The organism is Campylobacter concisus (assembly GCF_015229965.1).
Classification (GTDB): Bacteria; Campylobacterota; Campylobacteria; order Campylobacterales; family Campylobacteraceae; genus Campylobacter_A; species Campylobacter_A concisus_BD.
On record NZ_JAAKZB010000032.1, the window covers coordinates 1 to 13,544 of the forward strand.

Sequence of the window (13,544 nt, forward strand, 5' to 3'; positions counted from 1 at the left end):
TAGCTATATATTACATTTCGTTCATTTACTTGAAGCCCGCTATCTGAAAAACAACCAATAAACAAAAAAGCTACAAAAAGAAAAATAAATTTTTTATATTTAAGCATCTTAACCTCTTATCTTTCTTTCTGTTTCATAGTATTTCTCATCAAAAAATTTTTTATTTTTACGTATTTCTTTCCAAAGATGTGATTTTTTGCAGATCTGATATTCTTTTTGGTACTTTGTACAGTCAAATTTATTTGGATCAAACCACTCATAGATTATTTCATCAAATTCATCCCTAGGGTTATATATTCTGTCAAAAAGCAAGTCCTCTTTTTTCATTCTTTGTCTATCCATATTTTTTAATTTTATCGATTTTAAAAATTCACTCATATCATTTTTAAATAGTATTGCCATATCTTCTGCTTTATAGTTTTTATGTTTAACTGGATCAAAAAATAATCTAAAAGTGCCTCCAATAACTAAAGTTGATACAGCACCACTAGTATCATAATAAAGACAATCAATGCCATAGTTTGCAGAGCCAATTTGAGTTATAGAACTTATCAAAAAACCTGCTTCGCACTTTACGCCATCAATATATGCAAAGAATCCTTTTTCATAAGGTTGCCAACCCATTAAAATATCATAAATACTCCTATCAATGCTTTCTTCTCTATCTTTGCGAATTTCTAACTTACTTCGTGACATATTTCTTTCTTTATATCTGTAAGTATTGATCTGAAATTTTTCATTAAACATAGACGGCAAATTACGTTCAAAAACATTTCTGCCATTTTTTTCATCTAGAAAATAATACCAATCAATATCAGTAAAACTACTTGGAAGCACATAGGTAAAGCTTTCATCTTGAAAAGATGAAAGCATAATACCTGGCTTAAGATGCTTTGTAGTTATATTTGGAATATCATAACAACCGGAAAAGAGCACAATAAAAGTTATAACAATAAGCTTTACTACTGGAAATTTACACCACATATAGCACCATCTTTTTCATAATCTTGACACACATAAGAACTGTGTGGTGAGCCATCCATAAATAATTTATGGATATTTAACACATTTATGCGATCTGCCATATCTGCTTTTTGTCTAACTTTCCATGCAAACAAGGATTTATTGAGTCCGTCCTGTAAATTTAAATTCTATGTTTCTAAATATTTATGGCTACTTATGGTCTATAGCCACATACTGCGCCATCTTTTTCATGGTCTTGACATATATATTCTTTTTCTGCGCAAGCTGTAAAAACAAATGCCAACAAAGCAAACATGATTAATTTTTTTATTTCCATTTTATCTCCTCTGATTTTGTTTTAAATAATAACCCATGCTGACGCATCTTTTGTCTATCCATATTGATTTTTATATTAGAAAAAATTTCTTCCGCATCTTGCCTAAATTGTCTTGTTATTTTATTTAACTTTTCTTTTTCTGAGAGGGTGCTTTTTTTAAATGCCTCACTTGATAAGTTAAAACTATACTCAGATCTTATACGAAGCACCTTTGGCACACCATTGGCACCATAAAAGCTACAATATGTCTCATACTCTTGTGTCTGAATTATGCCATCGCCCTTGTTTTGGTGATTATATTTTTTATTTAGTTCTTTAGGAAAGCTTCTGCATTTTATACCATCTATGATATTGACAAAAGCCCTATCATAATACTGTCCAAATGTTTCATTTTTATATTTTATATTTGGATTATTAGTATTTAGCTCAAAAGAATTTATATTTTCCAAGTCAAGATACTTTTCTCCATCGAATGTATCTATCTTATCTATTTCAAGATAAAATATCTCAACTATCTCTCCGATGATACGGCGCTGCAACACTGTAAAATCATCATATTTGTCTAAACCCTCAAATAAGATGCCTCTATTTATCGGCGCCTTTACTGAAAATGTTTTATTTGAGCTATAAAGTGTAGTGTTTGCATCCATTTTTATATAGTCGCGATCATATATATCACTTTTATATGTATTATCAAAACTACATCCTGTTATGAAAGCTATTAAAAATGAAATTATTAGTATCTTCACCTTACTACACTCCTTTATGTATAGCCACTATTTTTATCAAATTCTTTGCATATAGTTTGCAGTTGTAATTTTATCTAAAACTGAACCCTATATGGTTTATCAAACAAAAGCCCTTCTTTTCTCATCTTCTCTCTATCCATGCCAAGCTTTATGGTAGAAAATATTGCTTGTATGTCTTGCCTAAATATATTGTGTATATCATTTAAGACTTCCTGCTCTGTTTTGTTGCTATCTGTAAAAGCTTTTGATTTGCGATTAAAACTATATTCATATTGTAGTCTAACCATATTTGTTGGTTTTTTAATGTTTTTTGGCTGATAAAATGAACAATATGTATCATAGTATTGTGTATATGTCTTTTCACCATCTATTACATTTTGATAAATCTGTCTCAAATCCGCATGGACAAATGTCCTGCATTTAACTCCATCTATATAATCAAGATATGCTTTTTTATATATAGCACTAGTAGTAGTATTGTAAAAACTCTCTTTAGTTTTTGTCTCTTCTTCAAAAATTTTAAGATTTTTTGGATTGAGATATTTTGCAGATTCAAAAGTATGCCCAGGATAAGACTCTGTCGAAATAATAAGCTTTGAAGCCATCATATTTTTTATAGCCCAAGTCAACGCCATGCCTTCCTCTACTTTATATACTCCATAAAAAACGCCTATATCCTTATGTATAGGTGCCATCAAAGAGAGCAATCCCTCTTTGGTAGATATTCTTTGATCTACACTCAAAATTTTAGATTCTTTATTGTCATCATCTACACTTGTAACAATACCGCATCCCGACAGAAATAAGATAATAAATAAATATTTCGTAAGTTGCGGTTTTAAAGTAGCAACCAATACATCAAACGGAGTGATTATAAATAATATAAAATTTCTAAATTTCATCTATTCTCTTTCGCTTTACTATAACATCCTCTCGATCACTATTGCTTTCCTATCTCTTTAGCTTTCGCTTTTTATTTCTAGGCTTTGATCTAAACAGCGGCTCAGTTTTTGGTTTTGGCCTTGTTTCATAGTGCGTGTTATAGCATTTTAGTAGCTCTTGTCCGCACTTTTCACATGTAGTTTCACCTATATTATAAAATTTCATGCAGTCAGGGCACCACATGCCCTCTAGCCTTTGCACGACTGGTGGCTCTTTTCTAAAAGCCATCCAAAAGCTATATATGCCCAAAAATAAAAAACTAAAAGCTGGCAAAAGATATAAATTACCAGCATCATCAAATTTAAAAAACTTCTCGCCTATTTTTACATTTTTATGTATTAGCATGGATATACAGTCAAGCAAGCACATAAATCCTATAAAAAAGCCACCTATGCGTTTAAACATATTTTCTACTTATATTATCTACCTACAAACATTATTAAAACCCAAACAATGGCAAATGCCAATATCCACATTATAAAATTTGACCATTTATCTTTTTCATCTTTGAGGTATTTGGTTTTGTCTTTATTCTTAACATAGTATTTTTTTAAATTTCCACCACATTGCCTACATTTCTTGCTACCCAGTGAATAAAATTCTCTACATTTTTTGCACCACATGTATTTTAAATTTGGCTTTTCGTTTTTATATGATCTAAATGCCATCCAAAAGCCATAAATGCCTAACAGTAAAAAACTAAGTGCTGGTAGCAAATACAAATTGCCAGCATCATCGAATTTAAAAAACTTCTCACCTACTTTTACATTTTTGTTAGCTAGCATAGAGATACAGTAAAGTAGACACATAAATCCTATAAAAGACCAGCCTATACGTTTAAACATCTTATTTGTCCTTGCTTTTACTGTATATGATTTATAAACTCAACAACATTATTTTCTACAACATACCAGATGTATATATAGTATAAAAGCAGTCTTTATCTATATTATGATATTTTTCTATGTAATCAATTGCTTTTTTAGCAGAATACTCATGTAGATCATATGTATATTCTTCAGAATTAAAGCTCCAATTATCATAAGTATATTCAGCTGCTTGCCCATCATACTTTATTACATCACCACCGACAATAACTTGCCCCTTGGCTTTCAATACCGCGATCTTCTTTATAGCATTTTCGTAGTCGTAAGCAATTTCACATATATTGCTAAAAAAGAATTCCTCTATTTTTATCACATCATTTATTAAATTCATACTATTTTTCCTTTATTTTAAAAAATCTATGATTAACCGTATTATCAGGCTCTATTATATACTCAAACACTCCATCGTGATTTTTGTAGCTACCTTGAATTTCAATCTTTACTCTCTTAATCCCATCATTACCGATAATTTCCGATTTTTTGCCATATTTAGCAAAAGCATCTACTGCATTTGGAAACGAATGAAAGTAATCACTTTTGTTTGACATTTGGGTCAAAACTTTTTTTGTATAACTTATATTTTCTAATGGGTTTTTTAGCGCAGTATTTTTAAAAAGGCCAAATGCACTTTTTGAAAAAATAGGCGCTGGCAAGAATGATAAGCTTCCATCCTCTAGCCCCACACTCTTATCAGGCGTATAACCGCTGTTATTATACTGCTCTTTTGTAGCAGTAAAGTAATCTTGTTTAGTAAATTCCTCTTTATATATATCTCTAAAAGATTTTTCTTTAGAATTTACTAGCAGATATGCTTTAGCGTTATTTATATCTCCTTGATTAAATTTATAAAATTTCTCATTGTAGTTTATTACACTTATTTCATCATTTTCATCTCTTACTTCAAATTTCTCTTTTGAAGTAAAATCATTATATGAACCTTTATCTACTAGCACACTAGCAGCAGTATATAAGATTTTAACAGCCTGCTCTTTAGAGATATTGTTTTTAGTAGCATAATCATCAGCCATAGAGTTTATGAAATCTATCTCTCTTTGATGAAGCTGTCTATTATAAGTATCTGCACTTGTAGTTATTTTATAGCCTGTGTTTGCTCCTTCATCGCCATTAGCTATGCCTCCAGCTATTATGCCTATTAGCTGGGATGCTAATAGGCGTTTGTTGTTATGTGTTTTTTAATTATATTTTAAACTTAATAGTAATAATAAATTTTCATACAAATTCCCTAAAAAGATAAAGCCCAAGCTCGTCTTTCTTTGCAAAATTCTTTTCCCGACAATATAACCCAGTCTAAAACTCTCTCTGGTTTGTCGTCTTTGTTGGTTAGATATCCATAAACACATCTTGGGTCGTCGCCTTTAAATTTATAGATATATCTATTGTCATCATATATTTCTCTGCGATTATAAAAATTTAAAATCATAGTATGATTGGTAGGGATTAAAAAAATATTTCTGTTATCCTTAAACACTTCATAGCTCGGCTCGCCTATATAACATCCACTAAAGCCAAACATTGTCATTGTAAATAAAATAAATTTTTTAAATTTCATTCGATTTCCTAAAAAGACAAACTCCATGCTTGCCTATCTTTGCAAAATTCCTTACCAGATAATATAATCCAATCTAAAACTCTCTCTGGTTTGTCATCTTTATTTGATAAAAAGCCAACAACACAGCCTTCTTTATTCCATTCAACTATATAAATATATCTATCCTCACTATAAATTTGTTTATTCTTATGTGAAAGTATCGGACTTGGAGGTCTTAAATTTGCCTCCATATTTTTCACAAACACCTCATAGCTTGGCTCGCCTATATAGCAGCCACCAAATCCGATTATAGTGACTGCAAATAATATAAAATTTCTAAATTTCATATATTTTTCCATAAGTCGTTAGTCTTATCTACATCCACATCCCTACTCCTGGTGTTTCTTTGCAATACTCTTTTCCAGACAATATAACCCAGCCTACAACCTTCTCAATCTTGTCATTTCTATTTGTGAGATAACCATAAACACATCTTGGATCTTCGCCATTAAATTTATAGATATATCTATTGTCATCGTATATTTCCCTACGCTCACTGTGATATTTTGGGATATTTTGGTTATTCCACTCATAAAGCTCGCCATCTCTTTTGTATTTAAAAATCTCGTAAGTTGCGGTTTTAAAGTAACAACCACTGCATCCAACCAGAGTGATTATAAATAATATAAAATTTCTAAATTTCATCTGTTCTCTTTCGCTTTGTTTAAAACTTCTCTTCTAGCATCTTTGCTTACTTTTTTTACATCTTTATAAATTTGTATATCTGACAAATGTCCTTGGATAAATGGTGCTGCTGCAAATGGTGCAGCAGGAACTAAAAGCAAACCACTTGCTATATTTACCAAGCTTCCATTATCTTTTAGATATGTAACTCCATTTATATTTTCATAGTTCCAGCTAGACATAAAGTCATGTGGTCCTGCGAAGTGTTCTATAGCATGATCTGCCAAAGAACCTTTTTCATAGCTTTTTCCAAACAATCTCCTAGGCCCTGTTTGTGAGCCACCAGTGGGTGCATCTATTGGCCTACCTTTCAACACTCCATCCTCATACACTTTCTCAAAGTGACTACCTCCTATTTTAACACCATCTCCTCTTACACCAACACTTTGTGTATCATCTGGTACTATTTCTCCATTTTTCCCAGCATAATTATAATTTTCCTTCACATGTTTTCTCATCTGAAGCGAAGCATCGCTCATAATAGATAGCGCAACACCCGTTAAAAAGCCCTTTTTAAACTCTCCTCCATTTATCTCAGAGCTTATGCCTTGAAGTGTTCCGTTTATAGTAGCATTTTTTACATAATCTGAAAAATCCATATTCTGTGTTAGGGCATTTGTTCCCAAGGCGGCACCAGCATAAGATAGCACCCCTGCACTAATGGCTGATTTGGCGAGGGATGATGTATCAAATTTAACCTTGCCATGAGATAAGAGATTGTTTGTTAGTTGAACCGTTGAGTTTGCTATGACAGCTGTTGTCATAGCTGATATTGCCATGCTTGTAGTTGAAGCAGCAGCAGCTCCAAGTGCTCCAGCTACAGCGGTTCCAGCTCCTGCTGTTAGAAATGTAACGATGGCTGTTATTATTAGTGCGCCCATACCGCTAAGAGTAGTTGTCTTATCTTCCCACTCTTTAGAATTTAGGACTGCTTTTACTTGTTTTATCGTCTCTTCATCTATTGGAGTATCTGAGTTTGATCTTAACTCTCTTATAACTCCCTCTTTAAATTCCTCTGAGTTTAAAGAGTCGTTTATCGCTTTAAAGGTTGTGGCATCTAGCTTATTAGTTATATCCTTGCCATTTAGTGTAAATTTATCTTTTACTTTAATGATAGCTGGGATCTCTACCTCTTCTATCTTGCCCTTATTTTTTACAGTAGCTGTTAAAACTCCTGCGTTGTTACTTAGGCTTGTATTTACAGATGTGCTCTTTGATGAGACTAAATTTAAAAGCTTTGTATTTACATCTACATTAGTAGCCTCTATGATAGAAGCTAGGGCATTTATGGTATTTGAGTTTAGACTTATATCTTTTGCTGATAGTGTGCTTATGGCAAGGTTATAGTTTGAGCTGCTCTCTTCGCCATTTGACTTCATTAGATCGCCAAAGCCTGAGTCTTTAAATTTAGATGAGCTCTCTAAGCTATATGATGCTGGTAGTAAATTTATATTATCAGCTTTTATATCTAAGCTCTCATCTGCACTGATATTTGAGCCTGAAAGTTGGGGCTTATTAATAATAATTTAAAAGCTTATTTTAACGCAAATCATCTACTATTTCGTATTTGTCGCCATATTTTTTATATACAATTTTTCTAAGCTCATTGATTTTTTGCATGTATTTTGCTTCGGATTTGGGACTAGCAAAACCCTTATAGCTAAATTCTTTTTCATTGTTTATAAAAAGACTATTGTATTCTTTCATAATTTCCGTAGAGAGCCTTTTTATATCTGGGCAAGATAGCAGTTCATCTGGAAGCTTGCTATCCCAAGATATTTCATCTTCTTGCTCTACCCATGTTCCGCCATTTATGTTTTCACCAAATTCATCATATATCCAAAATACGCTATCACATGCAAATTCTGTTTGTAAAACTATTTTTAACTTTTTATTCACCGCAAACTCTTTCTTGAACTACCCTGTAAGATTATTGATTTTTTACCACAAGCCACTCATCTCTTTTTACGCCAAATTCAAATTCTGCTTGCCCAAAGGCATCTTCTAAAGTCTCATGATATGTATCTGTCTGCTCTTCTCCAAATTTGTCAAGATAAAGCAAATAATATCCTTCATTGTCACTATACTTGACAATACTTAGTGCAAATGGCTTTGGCAAAAGAGTGCTGCCAGAATAGTGAATTGTTTTTGGTGTCTGCTCTAATTGCGCATTGTCCTTTAAATAAATCTTATAAAGTTCTCTCATTTTTGACTATCCCTAATAATTTCTACAGCCGTATTTTCTATTATTTTTCCACCACTTTTAATTGGTTGGTCATATACCTCGAAATGGGCATGATGCTTTTTTGACGTTGTTTCATGTTTTCCATACCTGATCTGCCTAGTGCCATCTTTAGAAACATATCTTCCATTTGGTAATGAAATATAATCTTTTCCAAGCCATCTTTCAGCAGAAATCAAAAAATTATATTCAGTTATTTTACCACCATCAAACTCTGGAGCTCTATTTTTTGAAGCACCCTTTTCTATTCTGTCTAAAACTCTGCTAACTTCTCCAGCATTTTTAATGGCATATCCAGAAAAACTACTGCCAATGGTATCTAAATCTTCAAAGATTAAAGAGCCTAACTTATCCTTAACTAACTTTACACCTTTACCACCTAAAGCTATCGCAGGGACTGCGTTACCTGCTAGTTCGCCACCATGTTTATTATAGCCAGCTTCATCTTTTAAGAAGCTATCTAGGCTTGCTTTTTCATAAATTTCTCTTAGGTGATGTCCATATTCGTATCCTGAGCCTATAGGGTTTATAACTCCTAGCAAGATATCTTTTGAGCTATTTAGTGGATCAGATACTATATAGCTAAATGTATCTTTATATGGTTTTATAAAACCAGAAGCTAGGTCTAAACTAGAGACTTTAAGAGTATCATCTTGATTTTTTATACTAAGGTATTTTTCATAAAAGTCTTTATTGTCGTTATAGCCTTGTAAATTTGAATACCTATCGTAATACTCTTTTTTAGATGTATTTGATATATCATTACCATTTACTAAATAGTTGTTAGGGCTATTTAAATTATCTTGTATAAATTCTTTTGCTTTTAATAACTCTATAGCCTCATCACTACTTAAGTTATTTATATAAAAGTCATTTGCGTCATTATCTACACTAGAATAATATGCTTTAGCTACTATGCTCGTTGCTTTATCCAGCGATATGCTCTTTTCTTTAGCATAAATTTCTGATAGTTCTTTAATCTTATCGGTTTCTCTTTGATGAAGCTGTCTATTATAAGTATCTGCACTTGTGGTTATTTTATAGCCTGTGTTTGCTCCTTTATCTCCATTAGCTATGCCTCCAGCTATTATGCCTATTAGCTGAGATGCTAGTAGGCGTTTGTTGTTATAAGCTTCTATCTCTTTAGTGCTCATATTTGATGTATCTTTATGTAGTGCAGAAGAGATTGCTTCATTTACAGCTCCACTTAATGCACCAGCTGCAACGTTTTCGTGAGATAGCTTTGCTGAGAGTGCTCCTACGGCTGAGTGAAGAGCTATCTTGCCTAGACCTGATTCTTTAAATAATGCATTAGAGTTTATATTTGCTTCATTGCTTGAGTAGCTTCCTACTGCCTTGTAAGCATTGTCTGTTGCTTTAGAGATTAAATTTGATAGTAGTGCATCTTTAAAGTTTGTTTTATAGATGGCAGAGTTTATTGCTGCGTTTGATGTAGAGCTTAGTAGATCTGCATATGAGAAAGTATAAGTTGGTGTGTTTATGATATTGGTATTACTTAGAGTATCTATGCTTGATATGTAGCTACTAACATATGAGCCTACCCCTGCACTAATGGCTGATTTAGCTAGGGATGATGCGTCAAATTTAACCTTGCCATGAGATAAGAGGTTGTTTGTTAGCTGGACTGTTGAGTTTGCTATGACAGCTGTTGTCATAGCTGATATGGCTGCACTTGCGGTTGAGCTAGCTGCTGCTCCAAGAGCTCCAGCTACAGCGGTTCCAGCTCCTGCTGTTAGGAATGTAACTATGGCTGTTATTATTAGCGCTCCCATTCCGCTAAGAGTAGTTGTCTTATCTTCCCACTCTTTAGAATTTAGGACTGCTTTTACTTGTTTTATCGTCTCTTCATCTATTGGAGTATCTGAGTTTGATCTTAACTCTCTTATAACTCCCTCTTTAAATTCCTCTGAGTTTAAAGAGTCGTTTATCGCTTTAAAGGTTGTGGCATCTAGCTTATTAGTTATATCCTTGCCATTTAGTGTAAATTTATCTTTTACTTTAATGATAGCTGGGATCTCTACCTCTTCTATCTTGCCCTTATTTTTTACAGTAGCTGTTAAAACTCCTGCGTTGTTACTTAGGCTTGTATTTACAGATGTGCTCTTTGATGAGACTAAATTTAAAAGCTTTGTATTTACATCTACATTAGTAGCCTCTATGATAGAAGCTAGGGCATTTATGGTATTTGAGTTTAGACTTATATCTTTTGCTGATAGTGTGCTTATGGCAAGGTTATAGTTTGAGCTGCTCTCTTCGCCATTTGACTTCATTAGATCGCCAAAGCCTGAGTCTTTAAATTTAGATGAGCTCTCTAAGCTATATGATGCTGGTAGTAAATTTATATTATCAGCTTTTATATCTAAGCTCTCATCTGCACTGATATTTGAGCCTGAAAGTGTAGTATCTTGGTTTGAAGCTATGTTTATGTTTTTGGCGTTTAAATTTGAGCTAACAACCTCTTCATTTGTTGAGCTTGCTGATGCGCTTTGCTTGCCAAGGATCTTTCTAGATATAGATTCTGATTTGGCATTAGAGATGCTATTTGTCGATGAAATTTCTATCTCTTCATTGGCCTTTAAATTTAAGTTCTCTTTAGCATCTACATTTGAAGCTACTATGTTTATATCTTTATTGGCATTGATATTTATATTTTTGCCAGCTTTTATATTAGAGCTCTTTGCTTCTTGGCTATTGCTTTCAAATTTGGTAGATGTTTTTCCTATTACAAATGTAGGTGTGCTAAGTGAGCTAAATTTATCTTTTGCTTCTTTTAGAGGGTTTAGCTTTCTTTTTAGATCAACAACGATATCTTTTAGCACTTCATTAGGCTTTAAGATACCTACTCTGCTACTCTTATGCTCCTCTTTATGGTAGCTTTCATCATTTGTGTTTGATATAGCTATAAGCTCTGCGTTTAAATTTATATCATTGCCAGAGTTTAGGTTTGCACCTTTTAGGCTAAGAGCACCTTTGGCATTTAAATTTATATCACTTCCTGAGTCTATAGTGCTATAAACTGCCTTTTTACTGCCATTTGCCACAAGGTCAAAGCTACTCTTATAAAAGGCATTTGGATTTAAAGATATTTTGCTCTTTTTAGAAGCATGAGAGCTAGCCTCTACATTGTAGCCGTTTTCAAAGAGGATATTGCTCTTTGAGTTTAAATTTATATCTTTGTCTGATTTTAGCTTAGATGATACTAGATAGATATCGTTAGCTGAGTTTAAATTTATATTATTTCCTGATTTTAGGCTAGTGCTTACCACCTCTGAGCTTACGGCGCTATCTATGGTTTGCTTTTTAGAAAGGAGCGATTTAGAGCTATTTATAGCTGTTGCCTCGCTAGTGTTTGACTGTGCTGCTAGTATGATATCACTAGCGTTTAAATTTATATCTTTTAGTGCGTTTAGATGAGTTGATGAGACTAAAAGAGTATTTTTAGCATTTAAATTTATATCCTTAGCATCTAAATTTGCAGAGCTTACTCTTTTTACACTCTCGTCAAATTTCATCCCCTTAGAGCTTGCGTGATGTGTGTAGCTAAACTCATCTGCTTTTATCTCTATGTTGTTGCCTGAGTTTAAATTTATATCACCACTCGCATCTAAATTTGAGCCAGAGACTTTTATATCATTTCCAGCTTGTAAATTTATATCGTTTGTAGCTTCTAGGTTAGAGACTTTGCTAAACTGAGATTTGCTTTGATCTAAATTTATATTATTCTTTGCATTTAAGCTTAAATTTTTAGATTTTAGATCAGAGCTATCTATCTCTATATCATTGGCCGCAATGTTGGCATCTCTACTAGTTACTAGGTCTGCACCTTTTAGCTTTATCTTTTTATCTGCATTTAAATTGATATTATCAGCCACTACGCTGCCAGCTAGACTTATGTTGCCTTTGGCGTCTAGGTCTATGTTATTAGCCATTACTAAAGCTGATGCTTTTACGTTTTTGTCTTTGGCCTCTTTTTTAAATTTACTTATGCTCTCATTTCTTGCTTCATATAAGCTATCAAGGATATTTGCTATATAAGCAGAGTTTATGCTATCAAGGCTGTAGTAATATCCTTGGTTTTTTACCCTTCTATTTAGGTTTTTAATGATTGGGCTATTAAATATTGGCTCAGAGAATTTATCCAGATCAACATTTGCTAGCTTTATATCATCATTTAGTGCGTAGCTTGAAAAGTCCTGAGTGCTTCCTACTATGTTATTGCCCGCCGCAAAGACTGCTGGCAAACCAACGTCTGTGTATGAGAAGTTAAAATTCGTGCTTTTTCCGCCCTTAGTCTCCCATTTGCTTTTAAATCCTCTCCTATACCATTTCTTTTTCTCTTTCCACTTATAAACGCTATAGCTATTTACGTGGTTATTTAGCATTAGAGCTATGTTTTCTACATTATCGCTATTTAGTTTTAGATCTCCTCCAGCATATATAACACTCTTATCGTTTAATACATCGTTTACATTTAAATTTATATCATTGTTAGCTATTATGCTGCCTGGGATGAAGTTGGCTTTATCATCTTCGTTTAGAACATCTTTAACTATGCTATATGTGATAGTTCTTTTTTGTTCATTATTCTTTGCTCTACTAGTATCAACTAGAACTTCATTTGTATCATAGTCTAGTCTTAGGTTGTGAAATATCTTTTGGCTGGTGCCGTATAGATATGAGTCTTTGTGTAAATTTAGAGCATATAGAGCGCTATCTTTATTTATAGCCTCTTTTAATACTAACTCATTTACCTCGTTTTCATCTAGCTCACTTATATCTTTACCTAGTTTTTTAGCTAGTTTGGTGCTTATTTTCTCTTTTAGTTCTTTTAAATTTACACCAAGCTTATATCTATTGACACCCTCTTTTTTTAGATGCATAGTGCCTTGTTTATGCACTGTATCTACCCTAGCCTGCGAGCTTGAGTTATTTACTAGCTTTTTAGCCTCTACATTTATATCTTTAGCATAAATTTGGCTTGAGGTATTTACCAAAGTGTCTGCTTTTATGTTAAGGCTCTCTTTTGCTGCTATTAGCGCTTCATCTTTGTTTGTTATAGTCTTTGCATCTATCTTAGCCTCTTTGTTAGAAGCGATAGCGCCAGCATTAA

15 protein-coding genes are annotated in these 13,544 nt (G+C 33.0%); all 15 read right to left on the reverse strand.

Annotated features, from left to right (window positions below):
- Positions 1-108: 108 nt before the first annotated feature.
- Positions 109-984: a hypothetical protein gene (locus G6W43_RS09900; RefSeq protein WP_194169711.1), complete on the reverse strand. Its 876-nt coding sequence runs from the start codon at positions 982-984 to the stop codon at positions 109-111.
- Positions 985-1,177: 193 nt separating this feature from the next.
- On the reverse strand, positions 1,178-1,300 hold the full coding sequence (locus tag G6W43_RS10775) for a hypothetical protein (protein ID WP_257784944.1): 123 nt from the start codon (positions 1,298-1,300) through the stop codon (positions 1,178-1,180).
- Positions 1,291-2,049 carry a hypothetical protein gene (locus G6W43_RS09905; protein ID WP_021093286.1) on the reverse strand — a complete coding sequence of 253 codons (759 nt, stop codon included), beginning with the start codon at positions 2,047-2,049 and terminating at the stop codon, positions 1,291-1,293. The genes G6W43_RS10775 and G6W43_RS09905 overlap by 10 nt, the downstream gene beginning before the upstream one ends.
- 74 nt (positions 2,050-2,123) lie before the next feature.
- On the reverse strand, positions 2,124-2,951 hold the full coding sequence (locus G6W43_RS09910) for a hypothetical protein (RefSeq protein ID WP_103597932.1): 828 nt from the start codon (positions 2,949-2,951) through the stop codon (positions 2,124-2,126).
- A gap of 49 nt (positions 2,952-3,000) precedes the next feature.
- Positions 3,001-3,396 (reverse strand): hypothetical protein, encoded by a 396-nt coding sequence (locus G6W43_RS09915; protein WP_194169712.1) that lies wholly within the window; start codon positions 3,394-3,396, stop codon positions 3,001-3,003.
- A 14-nt stretch (positions 3,397-3,410) separates the two neighbouring features.
- Positions 3,411-3,836, reverse strand: a complete 426-nt coding sequence (locus G6W43_RS09920) for a hypothetical protein (protein WP_103597930.1) — start codon at positions 3,834-3,836, stop codon at positions 3,411-3,413.
- A gap of 55 nt (positions 3,837-3,891) precedes the next feature.
- Complete coding sequence (gene imm40, locus G6W43_RS09925) at positions 3,892-4,209, reverse strand: Imm40 family immunity protein (protein ID WP_103597929.1); 318 nt, start codon at positions 4,207-4,209, stop codon at positions 3,892-3,894.
- 1 nt (position 4,210) lies between these two features.
- On the reverse strand, positions 4,211-4,906 hold the full coding sequence (locus G6W43_RS10540; protein WP_196779753.1) for a hypothetical protein: 696 nt from the start codon (positions 4,904-4,906) through the stop codon (positions 4,211-4,213).
- A gap of 215 nt (positions 4,907-5,121) precedes the next feature.
- Positions 5,122-5,448: a hypothetical protein gene (locus G6W43_RS09935; protein WP_103613890.1), complete on the reverse strand. Its 327-nt coding sequence runs from the start codon at positions 5,446-5,448 to the stop codon at positions 5,122-5,124.
- Between the two features lie 8 nt (positions 5,449-5,456).
- Entirely contained in the window at positions 5,457-5,774 is a 318-nt protein-coding gene (locus G6W43_RS09940; protein WP_103613875.1) for a hypothetical protein, read from the reverse strand.
- 28 nt (positions 5,775-5,802) lie between these two features.
- Entirely contained in the window at positions 5,803-6,132 is a 330-nt protein-coding gene (locus G6W43_RS09945; protein ID WP_103613874.1) for a hypothetical protein, read from the reverse strand.
- Complete coding sequence (locus G6W43_RS09950) at positions 6,129-7,550, reverse strand: hypothetical protein (RefSeq protein ID WP_194169713.1); 1,422 nt, start codon at positions 7,548-7,550, stop codon at positions 6,129-6,131. Before G6W43_RS09950 ends, G6W43_RS09945 begins: the two co-directional genes overlap by 4 nt.
- Positions 7,551-7,710: 160 nt before the next feature.
- The gene (locus tag G6W43_RS09955) at positions 7,711-8,070 is read right to left on the reverse strand and encodes a hypothetical protein (RefSeq protein ID WP_194169714.1); all 360 of its coding nucleotides are present in this window, start codon (positions 8,068-8,070) and stop codon (positions 7,711-7,713) included.
- Positions 8,071-8,101: 31 nt separating this feature from the next.
- Positions 8,102-8,377: a hypothetical protein gene (locus G6W43_RS09960; RefSeq protein WP_194169715.1), complete on the reverse strand. Its 276-nt coding sequence runs from the start codon at positions 8,375-8,377 to the stop codon at positions 8,102-8,104.
- On the reverse strand, positions 8,374-13,544 hold a 5,171-nt coding region (locus G6W43_RS09965; RefSeq protein WP_194169716.1), incomplete at its 5' end, for a hemagglutinin repeat-containing protein. The genes G6W43_RS09965 and G6W43_RS09960, both read right to left, overlap by 4 nt.

Bases quoted from the DNA above. Each gene is read 5' to 3' on its own strand.
- G6W43_RS10540 (WP_196779753.1), bottom strand. From the start codon at position 4,906: ATGGCTGATGATTATGCTACTAAAAACAATATCTCTAAAGAGCAGGCT.
- imm40 (WP_103597929.1), bottom strand. From the start codon at position 4,209: ATGAATTTAATAAATGATGTGATAAAAATAGAGGAATTCTTTTTTAGC.
- G6W43_RS09945 (WP_103613874.1), bottom strand. From the start codon at position 6,132: ATGAAATTTAGAAATTTTATATTATTTATAATCACTCTGGTTGGATGC.
- G6W43_RS10775 (WP_257784944.1), bottom strand. From the start codon at position 1,300: ATGGAAATAAAAAAATTAATCATGTTTGCTTTGTTGGCATTTGTTTTT.
- G6W43_RS09935 (WP_103613890.1), bottom strand. From the start codon at position 5,448: ATGAAATTTAAAAAATTTATTTTATTTACAATGACAATGTTTGGCTTT.
- G6W43_RS09900 (WP_194169711.1), bottom strand. From the start codon at position 984: ATGTGGTGTAAATTTCCAGTAGTAAAGCTTATTGTTATAACTTTTATT.
- G6W43_RS09920 (WP_103597930.1), bottom strand. From the start codon at position 3,836: ATGTTTAAACGTATAGGCTGGTCTTTTATAGGATTTATGTGTCTACTT.
- G6W43_RS09950 (WP_194169713.1), bottom strand. From the start codon at position 7,550: ATGAAGTCAAATGGCGAAGAGAGCAGCTCAAACTATAACCTTGCCATA.
- G6W43_RS09940 (WP_103613875.1), bottom strand. From the start codon at position 5,774: ATGAAATTTAGAAATTTTATATTATTTGCAGTCACTATAATCGGATTT.
- G6W43_RS09915 (WP_194169712.1), bottom strand. From the start codon at position 3,396: ATGTTTAAACGCATAGGTGGCTTTTTTATAGGATTTATGTGCTTGCTT.
- G6W43_RS09960 (WP_194169715.1), bottom strand. From the start codon at position 8,377: ATGAGAGAACTTTATAAGATTTATTTAAAGGACAATGCGCAATTAGAG.
- G6W43_RS09910 (WP_103597932.1), bottom strand. From the start codon at position 2,951: ATGAAATTTAGAAATTTTATATTATTTATAATCACTCCGTTTGATGTA.